This is a genomic window from Methanoculleus nereidis (genome assembly GCF_032944295.1).
Lineage (GTDB): Archaea > Halobacteriota > Methanomicrobia > Methanomicrobiales > Methanoculleaceae > Methanoculleus > Methanoculleus nereidis.
The window spans coordinates 529,206-545,221 of record NZ_JABFFQ010000001.1; the positions used below are offsets into that span (position 1 = coordinate 529,206).

Below are 16,016 nucleotides of genomic sequence, written 5' to 3' on the forward strand. Positions count from 1 at the left end.
ATAGTATGACATGGGAAAGGGTATAAATCTTGTGGAACCCTCCCCAAAATCGCCGAAATGGAATCCCTTAATACCATGAGAAGTTACACCATTGTACGCATGCCTGAGGCGGTCCAGAACGTTTCGAAGGAACGTATCAAATATATGATTTTTGGCTGCGGAAGCACCGGCTATAACGTCGCAGAGGAGCTCGAGCAGGAAAACGAAGATCTCATCATACTCGATAAGGACGAGAAGCGGGTGGAGGACCTTCGTGACCAGAAATACGAAGCGCTCGTTCGCGACCTCCGGGACCCGAACCTCATGGAAGGGTTGCCCGTGCCGGAGGTCGCGTTCATCCTCGCTAACGACCGGGATGCCAACCTCGCGGCGCTCAAGACCGTCAAGACCCGGTACCCGGCGACATATGTCATCGCACGCGCCACCGATCCGGTCAGCGTCGACCTCCTCCAGCAGGAGGGCGCCGACATTGTCCTCTACCCGCAGGAGGTGGTGGCCCGTACCGCCATCCATCACATCAGGAAGCTCCACTCGTCACGGCTCGCCCTGCGGCTCTACGATATGCTTGCCGCCTGGGAAGGAACGCTCTGCATCGTCACCCACTTAAACCCCGATCCCGACTCGATCTCGAGTGCCATGGCACTTTCGATGATTGCGCGGCATGCGAGCCGCAACAAACTCAATTGCCGCATCCTCTACGAGGGGGACATCGGGCACCAGGAGAATCGGGCGTTCATCAACCTCCTCGAGATCAAGATGGAGCGGCTTACCCCCCAGATCCTCGAGGAGTGCAACTACATTGCCCTGGTCGACTCGTCAGGACCCGGCGTGAACAACGAACTCCCCAGGTCCACCCGGGTCAACATCATCGTCGACCACCATAAGAACGGCGAGCATCCTTCCACTGTCGCCGACTTCGTCGACATCCGGCCGGGGGTCGGGGCCACGGCGAGCATCATGACCCAGTACCTGATGGAACTCGATATCCCGGTGAACAAATCGGTGGCCACCGCGCTTCTTTACGGTATCAGGGCCGATACGAGAGATTTCAAGAGGAACGTCACCCCGCAGGACCTCAATTACGCGGCGTTCCTCCTTCCCCTGACCGACTCGGATCTCCTCGACAAGATCACGTCTCCCTCTATATCGCAGGAGACGGTCGAGATCATCGGGAACGCCATCCGGAACCGGCGGCTCAAGAGCGGCTACCTCTTCTCCAACGTCGGCTACATCAGGAACCGTGACGCTCTCCCGCAGGCGGCCGACATGCTGATCCACCTCGAGGGTGTCAACACAGCGCTGGTCTACGGTATCAGCGACCAGAATATCGTCATCTCCGCCCGCAACAAGGATATCAGGCTCCACCTCGGCAACGTGATGGCCGAGGCCTTCGGGCCTATCGGCGAGGCGGGTGGGCACGCCACGATGGCCGCGGCCATGATACCGCTCAGTTACTTCTCCATGGTCAAGGAGAAGGAGGGCCTGCTCGATCTCATCATCGACCCGATCCTGAAAAGGTTCTCCAGCATCGTCGGCCTGGACGACGAGGACAAGCAATGAAGTTTGCGGATTGGGAACCTCACTACACTGCAATTCTTGAGTATTTCGGGTTCGAGCGCGAGGCGGACGAGGCTGCCGCACGGCTGCTCGCGGATCTCGCGGATCGGGACGACGTCGGGCTGCTTGAAGCGCTCATCCGGGGGAGAGAGGTGACGGTCTGCGGAAACGCGCCCTCTCTCCCGGATGAGATCGACCGGATCGAGGGGACGATCCTTGCCGCCGATGCGGCGGCGGAGGTACTCGCAGATCACGGGATCCGGCCGGACGCGGTCTTCACCGACCTCGACGGGGCGACAGACGTCTTCATCGACCTCTCGGAGCAGGGGACGGTGATGGTCGTGCACGCACACGGCGACAACGTCCCGCTCCTCCGCCACTGGGTCCCGCGTATCCCCGGCCCGTTCGTCGCGACCACGCAGGCGGCACCGCTCCCGCACGTCTACAACTTCGGCGGGTTCACCGACGGGGACCGGGCGGTCTTTGCCGCCGACGAACTCGGGGCGGCACGGATCCGGATCATCGGGTTCGACCTTGCCGACAAAAACGTCGACCCGCTCAAGCGGGGAAAACTCTACTGGGCGGGGGAACTCCTGCGCCTGATCGGGTATGAGCTCTAGCGCCCTCATCATCGACGGCTACGTCGACGAGCCCGCTTGCCTCGGCGTCGCGCCCTACATCTCCCCCTACGTGAGAGAGATTGCCGGCGTCCTCGCCGGGCACGGCTACGCGGCCCGTTACGTCACCATCGACCAGGTCCGGGCCGATCCCACCCTCGTCGCCGGGCACGGCCGCGGCGATCTCGTGGTGATGATCGCCGGCCTGACCGTGCCCGGCGCCTACATCGGGGGGAAGCCCGCGACCCTGACGGAGATCCAGCAGCTTGGGATTCTGCTCCGGGAGCCGACCACCGCGATCGGCGGGCCGATCGCCTTCGGCTACGCTCCCGGGGGCGGGAGGAAGGCTATCCGGCAGGCAATCGCCGGGTTCGACGTCACGCTCTCGGGCTCGCCTGCGATCGCGCTGGATACCTGGCTCTCGGGCGGGGAGCCCGCCGGTGCGGGCGACTACTCCCTGACCGATCCCTGGTCGGTGGCGGGCGCCGGGATCGTGGGCGAGCACCCGGCATTCCCGTACGTGATGTGCGAACTCGAGACCGCGACCGGGTGCTCGCGGGCGACGGTCGGGGGCTGCTCGTTCTGCACCGAGCCCTTCTACGGGCTCCCGCGCTACCGGAGCATCGAGGGGATCGCGGAGGAGGTGGCGGCGCTCCATTCGGCAGGCGCCCGCCATTTCAGGCTCGGCCGGCAGCCGGACCTCCTCGCCTACAAAAGCAGCGGCGGCGGGGAGTTCCCGGTCCCGCGCCCGGAGATGCTCGAAGAACTCTTCTCGGCCGTCAGGGAGAGCGCTCCTGATCTGGCAACCCTGCACATCGACAACATTAACCCGGGCACCATCGCCCGGCACGAGGATGCGGCACGGGCGGCGCTCGCGGCGATCGTGGCCGGCCACACCCCCGGCGACACCGCGGCCTTCGGTATGGAGACCGCCGACCCGGCGGTTGTGGGGGCAAACAACCTCAAAGCCATGCCGGACGACGTCTTCCGCGCGATCGAGGTCGTGAATGATGTGGGGGCAAGACGGACGGGTGGCGTCCCCGAACTCCTCCCGGGCCTGAACTTCATCGTCGGCCTCGCGGGGGAGACATCGGCGACGTTCGACATAAACGAGGCATTCCTCCGGCGGGTGCTCGATGCCGGGCTCCTGGTGCGGCGGGTGAACATCCGGCAGCTGATGCCGTTCGAGGGGACAAAGGCCTACGACGAGAACACCCTCGGGAAGCACGATGCCCGGTTCCGGGCGTTCAAGGAGTGGGCCCGGACGCACTTTGACGAACCGATGCTCCGCCGGGTCTTTCCCGCCGGGACCGTTCTTCCGGAAGTCGTCGTCGAAGTTCCCGGCAAACCGTCGTTCGGGCGGCAGATGGGCTCGTACCCCATCCTCGTCGGGATCCCCCTCGAACTCCCGGCAAGGGCGGTGCTCGACGCCGTCGTGGTGGACTGGGGGATGCGGTCGGTGACGGCCCTCCCCTGCCCGGTGGAGGTCAACACCCTGCCGGTCGCGGCGCTCCGGTGGATTCCCGGCGTCGGAAAGAAGAGGGCCGCAACCATCGCCGCCCGCCGGCCTTTTAAGAGCCTTAAAGAGTTCCGGGCGGTTGCCGGGGAGACGGGGATCGAGGGTGTGATGAGGTTTTAGGGCGGGGTTTCTTTATTGGTGGTAGTTCTTTTCAGGAGTCGCGTTTGTCCGTATCTGGCTGCGCTCAAACTCCACTCCTGAAGAATAGGGTTCCTGTGGTGCTCACCTCCCCCGCTTTAAGTCAGTTGCAAACCCCATCTACGGATTTCCATCGGCCATCGCCACGCACTGCCCGCCCCCCCGAGGGGGGCGGGAGGAGCGCGAAGCGCGGGCGGTGGGGGGCTATTTGAGGAGAGGCATCTGGTGTGAGATGACAGGGGAGGGGGGATGCTCCCCCCTCCCCGTCAGCCCCACCCCCAATGGCGATATCCCCTCGAAATCCGTGCATGGGGTTATGCGATGTTCCAACGGAACGACTTTCCGTAGGATGCAATGGCCCGCTGGGCAGGAATTCGAGGAGTTTCGGCGCATCTCAAACCCCCGTCGTTCTGTCCGTCGCACCTTCGAAAAATCGCCTGACTATTCCTCCTCCCGCAGTTCCATCACCCGGAGCACGTCCGTCCGGGTCACGATCCCGACCAGGGCATCGTCCGCGACCACCGGGATCCTCCCAATATCCTGGCCTGTTATGATCCTCAGCGCATCGATGAGCGGTGCCGACGGCGGGAGGGTGGTTGGGTTCCGGGTCATGACGTCGCGCACCTGCATCGCCTCGCGGTCCTGCGGCGAGATCTTGTGGACGTCGGCGAGGGCGACGATCCCGACAAGCGATCCCCGTTCCACCACGGGAAAGCCGAGGTGCTTCGTCTCGTACATCATCTCCAGCAGCTGAGGTAGCGGCATCGTCAGCTCCACGGTGGCGACCGGGGTGCTCATCGCGTCCGCCACGATGACGTCCTGCAGCAGGATGTTGTAGCGGAGGTAGGTGGCCTCCTGGTTCGCCCCGATGTAGATGAAGAAGGCGATGATGATCAGGATGGGGTTTAAGAGCAGGAGCCCGACGATCCCGAAGAGGACGGCAAACCCTTTCCCGACATCGGCGGCGATCCGGGTCGCCCGCGAGAGCGGCATCCGCCGGGCGAGCCATGCCCGCAGGACACGCCCCCCGTCCATGGGAAACGCCGGAAGAAGGTTGAACCCGAAGAGCAGGACGTTCAGGAGCCCGAGGTAGCCGAAGGTGAAGATCAGGACGCCGGCGATGCCCGGGTCCAACTCGACCGCCGCGAAGACGTAGACCAGAGCGCTGGAGATCACGCCGACCGCGAGGCTCGTGAGCGGCCCCGCGAGCGCCATGGGCAGTTCGATCTTCGGGTCCGGCATCGTCTCCTCCATCTGGGAGACCCCTCCGAGGATGAGGAGCGTGATACTGTGGATCTCGATCCCCTTCGCTTTCGCGATGAGCGAGTGAGCCATCTCGTGGATGAAGACACCGAAGAAGAGGCCGAGCGCGACGACGATCCCGAGGATGTAGGGGTTGAACCCCTCCGTAATCAGCGTCGGGTCGATCGGAACACCGAAGAGAGCCTCGATCAATCCGGTCGTGAGCAGGATCTGGCTCCCGATGATCCATGCGAAGAGGGGGATCACCAGGAGGAAACTCCAGTGCAGTTTGACCGGAATCCCGGCCAGGGTTCCGATCTGTAGCGACGCTTCCATGAAAAGGAGTATCTTTTTATCATTTATAGTAATATACCTTCAGAGGATACCGATGAGAACACAGATTACAGAGATGTTCGGACTGCGCGTCTACACCGACAGGGCTGTCTATATCGGGAGCGTTGACGACGTCGTGCTCGACGTGGACCAGAAAAAGATCGACGCCCTTGCAGTCGGCGAGCTCAACCCCGAGATCGGCGAGGTCAAAGGCTACGCCGGAATGCAGATTCCCTTCCGCATCGTAAAGAGTGTCGGAGATATCGTCATCGTCCGCCACATCCCCGGGCTCTTCAAATCCCCGGCAAAAGAAGACTGAGCGTGATGTCCGGTCTGTCCGTGGCACCCTGCAGATAGAATATGGATACGAAAGAGCGTGAGATCTTCTCGACCCTCACGATATTCCCCCCTGTTTTTGTCCGGCTCGACGGCCGCGCCTTTCACCGCCTGGCACGTGCGCTTCGTCTCAAAAGGCCGTTCGATCCAGCCTTCTCTGCAAGCATGCGGGCGGTCTGCCGCTACCTCCTCACCGAAAGCGGTCTGTCTCCTGCGTTTGCCTACACCTTCTCCGACGAGATCAGCCTCTACTTCAACGCGCTGCCATTCTCCGGGCGGGTGGAGAAACTCGACTCCGTGACCGCCGCGGTTGCGGCGAGCAAGCTCACGCTCGAGCTCGGGTGTACGGAGCCCCTTGCGTTCGACGCCCGGACGATCCCCGCGGCGAGAGAGTTTGTGGTCGAGTATCTTAAGTCAAGGCAGAACGAGGCGTGGAGGAACCACATCAACGCCTACTGTCAGAACGCGCTGATCGAGGAGGGAATGAGTCCCCGGGAGGCCGCTGCGGCGCTCCGGGGGATGCGATCCGAGAAGATGCACGAGATGATGTTCGAGCGGGGCGTCAACCTGGCGGCGACGCCGGCCTGGCAGCGGCGGGGGACACTTCTCTACCGGGACGAGTGCCTAAAAGAGGGTTACAACCCCCTGACGGGGGAGACCGTCGAGGCCGTGCGAACCTGCATCCGGGAACCGGAGGAGACACCTCTCTTCTCAACCCCGGAGGGAGAGGCCCTGATCCGGTCACTCACCGGCGCGTGAGATGCCGATCTGCATCTGAACGCCTTCCACGTCCCAGTCCTTCTCGAGGGCAAAGGTTTCCGCTGGCTTCTCCCCGTTGCGGTGGACGGTGAGGGTTGCTGCCCGCACCTCGCCAGCGATCTCCTTCTGCCACGCCTCTTCTCCGATGAGCGAGGCTACCCGTTCGTCGGCGATATCCACGGCCGCGACGATGAAATCGTCGACGTTCAGGTCCAGCTGGCGGCGCATCTCCTGGATCCGCCGGATCACCTCGCGGGCGTAGCCCTCGGCCTCCAGCGCCGGGGTAAGCGTGACATCCACGTAGACCGTCGCGTCCTTCATGGGCGCGGCAAAAACACCCTCGGGGAGGGCTTCCGCGAAGGTGACATGGCGTCCGGCGATCTCGTAGCCGTCGAGTTCGGCCTTTCCGTCCCGCTCGATGGCGGCTTTCAGGGCGGTGCCGTCCGCTCTCTCTATCAGCGCTTTGATCTTCGGCCCCTCCTTGCCGAACTCCGGGCCGATCGCCCGCATCACCGGTTCGGCCTGCCAGAGGATCCGGTCCCATCTTCCGGTAACGACCCTGACCGCCCGGGAATTTGCGCGGTTCAGGGCGAGTTCGTTCAGGTCCTCGAGAGCCGTCTTCACCTCGTCGCTCCCGGTGACCACAACGGTCTCGGAGATCGGCCAGCGGAGTTTCCGCCTCCCGTTCTGCCGGGCGGTGGCGACCGCGTCGTCGAACGATCGGACAACCTCCATGGCGCTCTCGAGGTCCGGCGCAATCAGCAGGTCGTCCGCTTCAGGCCAGTCGAGCATATGGACGCTCTCCGGGTCGCCCGCAAGGCGGAGGTTGCCGTAGATCTCCTCGGCGATGTGGGGGGTGAACGGCGCAAGGAGCGCGGTCAGGCGGCGCATGACGTAATATACGGTCTCGTAGGCGTACCGCTTCTCCGACGAATCCTCCTCGAGCCACATCCTCGGCCGGACGAGCTGGACGTACCAGCGGGAGAGGTCCTCGAGGATGAAGGCGGCGAGCGCCCGTGTCACTTTGTGGAGCTGGTACTCTTGCATGTCCTCGGCCGTGGTCCGTGCAAGCGAGTTTATTCGGGAGACGATCCAGCGGTCTTCCTCCGGCATATCGTAGATATTAGCCTGGACAAACGAGTCGTCCCACCGGTTTCCTTCCCCAAATGCCGGCTCAAACGAGTCGAGAACCATGTATGGGAGCGGGAACCGGTAGACGTTCCAGAGAATATTAAGCGTCCGGTGAATGGTCTTGACGCTGTCCCAGTTGAACTTCAGGTCGTCCCACGGGGCGCTCGCCCAGAGGACGTAGAACCGGAGGACGTCGACACCGAACTGGTTCATCACCTCTTCTGGAGTCACCACGTTGCCGAAACTCTTGCTCATCTTGCGCCCTTCGGCGTCGAGAGCGAACCCGTGCATCAGGACGCTCTTATACGGAGCGCGGCCGAACGCCACGGTGCTCGCCCCGAGCTGGGAGTAGAACCAGCCCCGGGTCTGATCCTGCCCTTCGGTGATGAAGTCCGCCGGCCAGAGACGGTCGAAGGCCTCGCGCTTCCTGGGGAACCTGAGGGTCGCCCACGACGCGACCGCCGAGTCGAACCAGACGTCGAAGATGTCGTCGACCCGGCGCATCTCCCCGCCGCATGAGCACGGGATGACGACCTCGTCCACGTAGGGGCGGTGCGGATCGGGAACCTTCGCACCCGACCGCTCCTCGAGTTCGGCGATGGTGCCGATGACGGTTCGCTCGCCGCACTGCTCACACTGCCAGATGGGGATGGGGATGCCCCAGTAGCGCTGCCGGGAGATGCACCAGTCGCGGGAGTCCCTGACAAAGTCGTGGAACCGGGCGCTCCCCGCCCACTCGGGGTACCACTTCACCTTCGTGATCTCCTGCAGCATCGGTTCGCGGATCTCGGTGGCCTTCAGGAACCACTGTGCCGTCGCGCGGTAGATGATGGGGGTCTTGCACCGCCAGCAGTGGCCGTAGCGGTGGGTGATCGTCCGCCGGGCGAGGAGGTAACCGCCGAGCGCATCGATGACGAGATCGTTTGCGTCCCGGACATACATGTCCGCAAACGCCCCTGCCTCCTGGGTGAAGCACCCGCCGGCGTCGACCGGGCAGAAGGCCTCGAGCCCCTCCTGGATGCCGATCAGGTAGTCGTCCCACCCGTGCCCGGGAGCGATGTGGACGAGACCGGTGTTCTCGAGCGCGACGTAATCGGCTTTAACAATCCGGTGCCGGATCTCCGCCTGGTGGGGGACCTGGCCGGCGAGCGGTGATTCGTACTCCGTTCCGACGAGGTCGCTGCCGTTAACTCTCTCGAGGACGGTATAGTCCTGGTAGCGCCCCATCTTCAGGACGGACTCGACGAGTTCGTCGGCGATCCAGAGGATCTCTTCGTTGCCGTCCTTCATCGCCCGCACCCGCGCGTAGGTGAACGCGGGGTTGACCGCTACCGCCACGTTTGCGGGAAGCGTCCAGGGCGTGGTCGTCCAGATCACCAGATACTCGTTCTCGCGCCCGGCGATCGGAAACTTGACGAAGATGGAGGGATCGGTCTCGTCCCAGTACTCCACCTCTGAGTCGGCGATCGCCGTCTCGCACCGGGGGCACCAGTTCACGACCCGGTGGCCGCGCTCGAGGAGCCCGCGCTCTTCGGCCCGCTGGATCGTCCACCACGCGGACTCAATGTACTCCTCCTTGATCGTCTGGTAGGGGTTGTCGAAGTCGAGCCAGACACCCAGTTTCCGGAACTGGTCGCTCATGATCTCCATATGCGTCACGGCGAACGTCCGGCATTGTTCGATGAACGCGGCGATTCCGTAATCCTCGATGTCTTTTTTGGAGGTGAACCCGAGCTGGTGCTCTACCTTCACCTCGATGGGGAGGCCGTGCATGTCGTAACCGGCCCGCTCGATAATATTAGCGCCCCGCATCCTGTGGTAACGGAGGATAGCGTCTTTTATGATCTTGTTCCAGGCGGTGCCGAGATGGATGTGGCCGGTGGTGTACGGCGGCCCGTCGACGAAAAAGAACGCTTTTCCATCTTTTCGCACTTCCTGAACTCGTGCATACGTATCCTCCCGTTTCCAGTAGTCCTGGACTCCCGCCTCAAGTTCGCGCGGGTTATAACTGCCGGTGACTTCTTTCACCTCGTATCCCTCATATTCAGCACTCTGGTGTACCGTTTGTTGTTGGGAGACAAAGCGTTTTGTACTATAGGGAGTGGTGCAGACTCACGCGAAGTGCGACGTTCATTGCACCTTAACCCACCCCTTCTTTTATCTCCCAACCCCCCGACATCTCCCCCATGCAGATTGCAGTCATCGGGCGGGGGGACTGTTCCGTTGAGGAGTACGAAGCGGCGGAGACCATCGGCTACCTCATCGCCGGCAACCATGAGACCGTCTGCTGCGGCGGCCTTGGCGGGGTGATGGAGGCCGCCTGCAGGGGGGCAAAAGAGGCCGGCGGAACGACCGTGGGCATCCTCCCGGACACCGGGGAGGGGAACGCCTTTCTCGATATCGTCATCCGTACCGGGATGGGCCACGCGAGGAACGTCGTCCTGGTCAACTCGGCCGACGCGGTGATCGCCGTCGGGGGAGGCTACGGCACGCTCTCGGAGATTGCCATTGCGCTCAAGACGGGAAAGCCGGTCTTCGGCCTTCAGACCTGGAAGATAGAGGGGGTGTTTGTCTGCGCAACGCCCGAGGAGGCGGTCATCCTCGCAGTTCGCGCAGCACGCCTGTCTCGGCCGTCTCGTAGCCCCCGAGGTCCCGGAGAATCTTCTTGAACTCCTCCGAGGCGACTGTCTCGATGAGGGCCGCGATCCGCGGGTCGTCGAGCATCTCACGGTGCATCGCAAGTTCGTAACGCTCCGTCGCCACCGGGACGAATGCGAGGCCGAGCGCCTTCGCGGCGCTGTAGACCCCCATCCCCGCGTCGACCTCACCCGTCCGGACGGCAAGCGCCACCGCAAGGTGCGTCGTCACCTCGCGCTCGTAGCCGGGGATGGACGCCGGGTCGGTGCCGCGCTGTGCGAGATGGTGGTCAAGCAGCATCCTGGTCCCGGATCCTTTCTGCCGGTTGACGAACATCCGGCCGGGCAGGTCGCCGAATCCGAGGCCGTCGCGTGACATGACACCCTGCTGGCGCTCCGCCACGCAGAGGAGGACGAGGTCGGCTCCGGGCATGTAGCGCTCCAGGTAGTGGGTGTTGTAGGTGCCGTCGGGCGCGAGCAGGTGCATGGGCGCTGCGTGGCACTCCTGCTTCTTCAGCGCGATCACCCCGCCCATACTCCCGGTATGGGTGGAGTGGATATCGACCCCGCGCGGCCGGACCAGGTCAGCCAGGTAGTCGAGGGCGGGGTCGTGGCTGCCGGTGACGAGCACCGCCTCCTCCGCCTCCGCGCGCGGGACGGTGAGCCGGACGTCCATGGTCTCCCCGGCCTCAGCCCCCTCCTTCTGCGAGGGGATCTGCAGGTAGCCGTTCGCCCGTATCGCGCTCATCTGGACTCCCGCGCCCCGTGATTGCGGGACCGCAACCCAGCGCTCATCGATCCTCCCTGTTGAGACGAGGACGAACTCGTCGGTTCCGATATCCGATTGGAGGCTCGTAGTCAGCCGGGCGGCAACGCGCCCGGGCTCGCGGCCGGGCATGCCGTAGCGGGCGACGAGGGGCATGACAAGCTCGCGGAGCACCGTCGCCGCCGCAAGGGGGTAGCCCGGGAGCCCGATCACCGGCTTTCCCTCGACCCTGCCAATGATCACCGGCTTTCCCGGCTTGATGGCGACCCCGTGCGCCAGCACCTCGCCGAGGTCGCGGATGATATCGGCGGTGTAGTCCCGCGTTCCGGCGGACGATCCCGCCGAGACGAGCAGGATATCGTTCTCCGCGACGCCGCGCCGGACGGCGTCACGGATCGTATCGTAGTCGTCCGGGACGATAGGGTAGCGGTGCGCCTCCACGCCCACCCCGGCGAGGACCGCCGCGGCCATCAGGGTGTTGCTCTCCACCACCTTTCCGGGCGGGGGCATCTCGCCAGCCGGCACGAGTTCGCTCCCGGTGGGGATCAGGCCGGCCCGGACGTTCTGGACCGCAACCTCCGTGACGCCGTAGTTCGCAAGCGCTCCCACATCGTGCGGCCGGATCCGGTGCCCCCTCGGGAGGATCATCTCCGACTCGCCGATATCCTCGCCGACCGGGCGGACGTGCTGCCAGGGGCTGACCGGCTTTCGGACGGTGTAGGTCTCGCCGTCGCGACGTTCCACGGGAGCGGAGCGGGCGACGTCGTCAGACTTCGACCCAACCCAGACATCCTCGATCATCACCACTGTGTCGTAGCCGGGCGGGACGATGTTTCCCGTGTTGACCCTCGTTGCATCAGGGAGGGTCACCGGATTCTGCTCGCTCGCCCCGATGGTATCGGCGCTTCTCGCCGCAATCCCGTCCATCGCCGAGAGGTGGATGGCGGGGACCGAGAACCGGGCGAATATGGGCTCTGCGGTGATCCTCCCCACCATTCGGGGACTCACCGGAACCCGGGCGACCCCAGGAATCGCCGTAAACGAGCGCTCCACGAGCGCCCGCGCCTCTGCGAGCGATATGACTGAGAGGTAGCGCTTCACCACAGGATCACCTCGACCTCCTCGCCGACCTCGAACCCCTCGCTCGATGCCGGAACCCGCACCAGCCCTTCGCTCTGCACCAGGGTATTGAGGAGCCCTGACTTCCCGAAGACCGGTGTCGCCTCCCCACCGCTGAGACTGACCCGGACGTAGTCCTCCCGCCCGCGGGCGGAGGGGATGTTCTGGGTCAGCCGTGCGGGGATGGTCCGCCAGGAGACAGCGGTCTGCCGCATCGCCGCAAGCAGATGGTCGACGACGGCGACGAGCACGACAAACGCCGAGGCCGGGTGCCCCGGGAGCCCGATGACCGGTTTTCCCCGTGCTGTCCCGATGATGGTCGGCTTTCCTGGCGCGAGGGCGATCCCGTGGATCAGCACCTTGCCGAGTTCCGCGATGACCGCCGCGGTGTTGTCCCGGTCGTCCTTCGAGGACCCGCCCGAGACCAGGACTGCGTCGCACCTATCAAGCGCTGAAGCGATCGCCCGTTTCAGCACCGCCCGCTCATCCCTGACGATCCCGAAATAGACCGGGTGGCAGCCTCGCTCCGTAACGAAGGCGCCAGCGAGGTAGGAGTTCGCGTCCCGCACCTCCCCCGGCCCCGGGGTCTCGACGACGGGGACGAGTTCATTCCCGGTGGATACGATCCCGATCTTTGGCATCTTTGCCACACCGACCCGGTCGGCGCCGACGGCCGCGGCGACCCCGATCTCCCGGGGCGAGAGCACGCGCCCGCGTTCCAGGATCACCCTCCCTGCTCCGAAGTCCTCGCCCCGGAATACCACGTTCTCACCGGGCGCCACCGGACGATGAATCAGGACGTCGTCTCCGATCTGTTCGGTGTGCTCGATCATCACCACCGCGTCCGCGCCCCCGGGGAGAGCACCGCCGGTGGGGACGTACAGGCACGTTCCTCGCGAGACCACCCCTGCATCCGCGGTTCCCATTCCGACCCGGCCCTGGCACTGGAGCATCGCCGGGATGGCCTCGGAGGCCCCGGTGGTCTCGGCCGCGGCGACCGCGTAGCCGTCGACCGTCGAGCGGTCGAATCCCGGGATGTCGATATCGGCGCGGACGTCCCTCGCGAGGACCCGGTGGAGCGCGTCTTCGAGTGGAACTTCCTCGCACCCTGGCAGGGGCGCGATCCTCCGCACCGTTTCCACGGCCTCGCTGACAGAAACGACCTCGAGAAAGAGGCTCATCTGAAGCAGCCCAGCTGGCAGCCCCTGATTTTTATTCTTGGTTCACGCTGGTTGCAGTATCGGGCAATGTCCATCTTCGGGATGCTGTACTTCTCCGCTATCTCGAACGCCTGCGGGCAGGTGATCTCATCTGTTATACCGTACGCCTCGAATGCTTCCTGTATCTTGTCTTCATCCATAGTACTCACTTATTCTGCCTGAAGGGAGATAGGATTTACTATCGAGCCAGTCAGGCACTACCATTTACCATGCAGCCCGCCCATGTACATATCAATGCGGATCGCGCTGATTAACTCAAGAGAAGACGTTGCGGGGGTAAACATCAAACACCATCTCGAGACCCTGCTCGCGGCAGGCGGGCGGTGGCCGCTTGCGGAACAGCACGAACTGACGTTTTGCGAGGTCGCAGGAAGGCTGATCCACCAGGCCCGGATCGACGAGGAGATCGATGCGGATCTCATCCTCTTCATATCCCGGCACTCGAGCGTACACCCGACGCCCGCCCTGACCGTGCACGTCACCGGCAATTACGAGGCCGCCGACCTCGGCGGGGAGCCCGGGAAACTTGCTCCGGCAGCTCCCGCGTGGATGCACGCGATCCTCGGCAACCTCGCCGCCCGGGCTCCGGAGGGGTACCGGGTCTCCTATGAGGTGACGCACCACGGTCCGACGGCGCTCAAGACTCCGTCGCTCTTCGTCGAGATCGGGTCGACCGCGACCGAATGGGCCGATCCGGTCGCCGGAAGGGCAGTAGCGGAGAGCATCCTCTTCGCGGAGCCGCAGGAGACGATCAACCTCCTCGGTTTCGGCGGAACCCATTACGCAGTGCGGCAAACCGAGATCGCCCTCTCCTCCCGGGGCGCCTTCGGGCACATTGCTCCGGCACGGCAGATCGGTGCCGTCAATCCGACCCTCCTCCGAGCGATGCAGGCGGCGGGCGGTGCCGTGGCCGCGTATATCGACAAAAAATCGCTCTCTAACGATGAGGTCAGACGGATCGAGCGGATGCTCGACGACACCGGGCTCCCTGTCCTCTCCGAGTCGGAGGTCCAGGAAGCCTCGCGCCTCGAGTGGGCCACCTACCTCCGGGTCAGGGCTCTTGCTGAAGAGATCGCTCCCGGGTCACGCATCTGTATCCACGATCTTACAGGGGAAGGAACTCCCGTTACGGTGCTGATAACTCCTGATCTTATTGAAGAGGTACTAAAAATCGATAAGTCCGGGTTTATCATGGGCCTTGACGGATTGCCGGTCATCCATCTTTCAAAAGGTTCTACAGAAGTTCTACCGACGTTCATCTGCTTTGAAAATGGGGTGTCCCGACTCGCAAGTGATATAACTACCCTGTGTGTAAAACTCTTACTTATCTGTGAAAATGCTGCTATCGACGGTGATCACCTCGTCCTCCGGAAGGTGCGGTTCGACCCTGAGAAGGCGCGCAGACACGGGGTTTCAAAGGGACCGCTCTTCGGCATGCTTGCCGGCGGGAAAGCGGTTGAGATTGAAGGGCGGATGATCACACCCGATGCAGTGCAGACAACCAGCGTAAAGCGGATACATATCCCGGGATTGGAGAGATACATATGAAATCCATCGTAGAAGAGGCACTTTCACGGGCGCGAGAGGAGCAGCGCTTTGCAGAGCCCGTAGAGGTCGACAAGGATCTTGAGGATGTCCTCATGGAGCTCCGGACGGAGATCGCAGTCGTCGGATGCGGAGGCGGCGGTTCGAACACGGTCACCCGGATGGCGGAGGAAGGCATCAACGGGGCGCGGCTGATCGCTCTCAACACCGACGCTCAGCACCTTATCCGGGCCCGGGCGGAGACCCGGATTCTCATCGGAAGGCAGAGGACCCGCGGCCTTGGTGCGGGCTCGATCCCTCAGGTCGGCGAGGAGGCGGCCCTCGAGAACGAGGACGACATCAAGCGGGCAGTCGAGGGCTGCGACATGGTCTTCATCACCACCGGGCTTGGGGGCGGCACCGGTACCGGCTCCGCACCCGTGGTGGCGAAGTCAGCACGGGAAGAGGGTGCCCTGACCATCGCGGTGGTCACCCTGCCGTTCACGGCCGAAGGCGCTATCCGGGGGCAGAACGCCGAGGCAGGTCTCGAGCGGCTCCGCGAAGTGGCGGATACCGTCATCGTCGTCCCCAACGACCGTCTGCTCGAGGTCGTGCCCCGGCTTCCGCTCCACGCCGCCTTCAAGGTCTCGGACGAGGTGCTGATGCGAGCGGTCAAGGGCATCACCGAGCTCATCACAATGCCCGGGCTTGTGAACCTCGACTTCGCCGATGTCCGGACCGTCATGGAGCGGGGAGGCGTCGCGATGATCGGCATGGGAGAGAGCGATAGCGAGGACAAAGCCGCCGACTCGGTCAAGAAGGCGCTGCGCTCCCCGCTGCTCGACGTCGACATCTCCGGCGCGACGGCCGCGCTCGTCAACGTGGTTGGCGGACCCGATATGACGATGTCCGAGGCTGAAGGCGTCATTCAGGAGGTATATGACCGTATCGACCCCGATGCCCGCATTATCTGGGGTGCCCAGGTCGACCCTGACATGCAGGGCAAGATGCGTACGCTGCTCGTGGTCACCGGCGTCCGGTCACCACAAATATATGGGAGAAATGAAAAGAGTATGCCACGCATGATGAAACAGTTTGAGATCGACTTCCTGAAGTGAG

Annotated in this window: 13 protein-coding genes; 8 read left to right on the top strand and 5 right to left on the bottom strand. The window is 63.8% G+C overall.

Features of this window, described 5'->3' with window-relative positions:
• The first annotated feature begins 57 nt into the window (after positions 1-57).
• From HL657_RS02890 to HL657_RS02900, 3 genes are read left to right on the top strand one after another with little or no spacing between them, the layout of a single operon-like run.
• Positions 58-1,560 (top strand): DHH family phosphoesterase, encoded by a 1,503-nt coding sequence (locus tag HL657_RS02890; RefSeq protein ID WP_317295329.1) that lies wholly within the window; start codon positions 58-60, stop codon positions 1,558-1,560.
• Positions 1,557-2,177, top strand: a complete 621-nt coding sequence (locus HL657_RS02895; protein WP_317295330.1) for a 6-hydroxymethylpterin diphosphokinase MptE-like protein — start codon at positions 1,557-1,559, stop codon at positions 2,175-2,177. The genes HL657_RS02890 and HL657_RS02895 overlap by 4 nt, the downstream gene beginning before the upstream one ends.
• Complete coding sequence (locus HL657_RS02900; protein WP_317295331.1) at positions 2,167-3,813, top strand: radical SAM protein; 1,647 nt, start codon at positions 2,167-2,169, stop codon at positions 3,811-3,813. The genes HL657_RS02895 and HL657_RS02900 overlap by 11 nt, the downstream gene beginning before the upstream one ends.
• A 459-nt stretch (positions 3,814-4,272) precedes the next feature.
• Here the strand turns inward: HL657_RS02900 and HL657_RS02905 are convergent, their stop codons facing one another.
• Positions 4,273-5,409, bottom strand: coding sequence for a CBS domain-containing protein (locus HL657_RS02905; protein ID WP_317295332.1), 1,137 nt, complete (start codon positions 5,407-5,409; stop codon positions 4,273-4,275).
• Between the two features lie 52 nt (positions 5,410-5,461).
• Here HL657_RS02905 and HL657_RS02910 point away from each other — a divergent pair, with 52 nt between their 5' ends.
• Together HL657_RS02910 and HL657_RS02915 are read left to right on the top strand one after the other, a co-directional pair.
• Entirely contained in the window at positions 5,462-5,725 is a 264-nt protein-coding gene (locus tag HL657_RS02910) for a PRC-barrel domain-containing protein (RefSeq protein WP_317295333.1), read from the top strand.
• A gap of 41 nt (positions 5,726-5,766) precedes the next feature.
• Entirely contained in the window at positions 5,767-6,501 is a 735-nt protein-coding gene (locus HL657_RS02915; RefSeq protein WP_317295334.1) for a tRNA(His) guanylyltransferase Thg1 family protein, read from the top strand.
• On the opposite strand, the gene ileS is transcribed toward HL657_RS02915, so the two are convergent.
• Positions 6,484-9,660, bottom strand: a complete 3,177-nt coding sequence (gene ileS / locus HL657_RS02920; protein ID WP_317295335.1) for an isoleucine--tRNA ligase — start codon at positions 9,658-9,660, stop codon at positions 6,484-6,486. The two genes, HL657_RS02915 and ileS, sit on opposite strands and share 18 nt — an antisense overlap.
• Positions 9,661-9,818: 158 nt before the next feature.
• Here ileS and HL657_RS02925 point away from each other — a divergent pair, with 158 nt between their 5' ends.
• The gene (locus HL657_RS02925) at positions 9,819-10,301 is read left to right on the top strand and encodes a TIGR00725 family protein (RefSeq protein ID WP_317295336.1); all 483 of its coding nucleotides are present in this window, start codon (positions 9,819-9,821) and stop codon (positions 10,299-10,301) included.
• Here the strand turns inward: HL657_RS02925 and HL657_RS02930 are convergent.
• The 3 genes from HL657_RS02930 to HL657_RS02940 are packed head-to-tail and all read right to left on the bottom strand — an operon-like array spanning position 10,228 to position 13,513.
• Positions 10,228-12,138 (bottom strand): molybdopterin biosynthesis protein, encoded by a 1,911-nt coding sequence (locus HL657_RS02930; protein WP_317295337.1) that lies wholly within the window; start codon positions 12,136-12,138, stop codon positions 10,228-10,230. The genes HL657_RS02925 and HL657_RS02930 overlap by 74 nt on opposite strands.
• Entirely contained in the window at positions 12,132-13,334 is a 1,203-nt protein-coding gene (locus tag HL657_RS02935) for a molybdopterin molybdotransferase MoeA (RefSeq protein WP_317295338.1), read from the bottom strand. The genes HL657_RS02930 and HL657_RS02935 overlap by 7 nt, the downstream gene beginning before the upstream one ends.
• On the bottom strand, positions 13,331-13,513 hold the full coding sequence (locus HL657_RS02940; protein WP_317295339.1) for a hypothetical protein: 183 nt from the start codon (positions 13,511-13,513) through the stop codon (positions 13,331-13,333). The genes HL657_RS02935 and HL657_RS02940 overlap by 4 nt, the downstream gene beginning before the upstream one ends.
• A 94-nt stretch (positions 13,514-13,607) precedes the next feature.
• Here HL657_RS02940 and HL657_RS02945 point away from each other — a divergent pair, with 94 nt between their 5' ends.
• Both HL657_RS02945 and ftsZ read left to right on the top strand, forming a co-directional pair.
• On the top strand, positions 13,608-14,921 hold the full coding sequence (locus HL657_RS02945; protein ID WP_317295340.1) for a D-aminoacyl-tRNA deacylase: 1,314 nt from the start codon (positions 13,608-13,610) through the stop codon (positions 14,919-14,921).
• On the top strand, positions 14,918-16,015 hold the full coding sequence (gene ftsZ / locus HL657_RS02950; protein ID WP_317295341.1) for a cell division protein FtsZ: 1,098 nt from the start codon (positions 14,918-14,920) through the stop codon (positions 16,013-16,015). Before HL657_RS02945 ends, ftsZ begins: the two co-directional genes overlap by 4 nt.
• Position 16,016 lies beyond the last annotated feature (1 nt).

What these genes read in the sequence shown, in the direction of transcription:
- HL657_RS02890 (WP_317295329.1), top strand. Translation starts at nt 58, where the DNA reads ATGGAATCCCTTAATACCATGAGAAGTTACACCATTGTACGCATGCCT.
- HL657_RS02895 (WP_317295330.1), top strand. Translation starts at nt 1,557, where the DNA reads ATGAAGTTTGCGGATTGGGAACCTCACTACACTGCAATTCTTGAGTAT.
- HL657_RS02900 (WP_317295331.1), top strand. Translation starts at nt 2,167, where the DNA reads ATGAGCTCTAGCGCCCTCATCATCGACGGCTACGTCGACGAGCCCGCT.
- HL657_RS02905 (WP_317295332.1), bottom strand. Translation starts at nt 5,409, where the DNA reads ATGGAAGCGTCGCTACAGATCGGAACCCTGGCCGGGATTCCGGTCAAA.
- HL657_RS02910 (WP_317295333.1), top strand. Translation starts at nt 5,462, where the DNA reads ATGAGAACACAGATTACAGAGATGTTCGGACTGCGCGTCTACACCGAC.
- HL657_RS02915 (WP_317295334.1), top strand. Translation starts at nt 5,767, where the DNA reads ATGGATACGAAAGAGCGTGAGATCTTCTCGACCCTCACGATATTCCCC.
- HL657_RS02925 (WP_317295336.1), top strand. Translation starts at nt 9,819, where the DNA reads ATGCAGATTGCAGTCATCGGGCGGGGGGACTGTTCCGTTGAGGAGTAC.
- HL657_RS02935 (WP_317295338.1), bottom strand. Translation starts at nt 13,334, where the DNA reads ATGAGCCTCTTTCTCGAGGTCGTTTCTGTCAGCGAGGCCGTGGAAACG.
- HL657_RS02940 (WP_317295339.1), bottom strand. Translation starts at nt 13,513, where the DNA reads ATGGATGAAGACAAGATACAGGAAGCATTCGAGGCGTACGGTATAACA.
- HL657_RS02945 (WP_317295340.1), top strand. Translation starts at nt 13,608, where the DNA reads ATGCGGATCGCGCTGATTAACTCAAGAGAAGACGTTGCGGGGGTAAAC.
- ftsZ (WP_317295341.1), top strand. Translation starts at nt 14,918, where the DNA reads ATGAAATCCATCGTAGAAGAGGCACTTTCACGGGCGCGAGAGGAGCAG.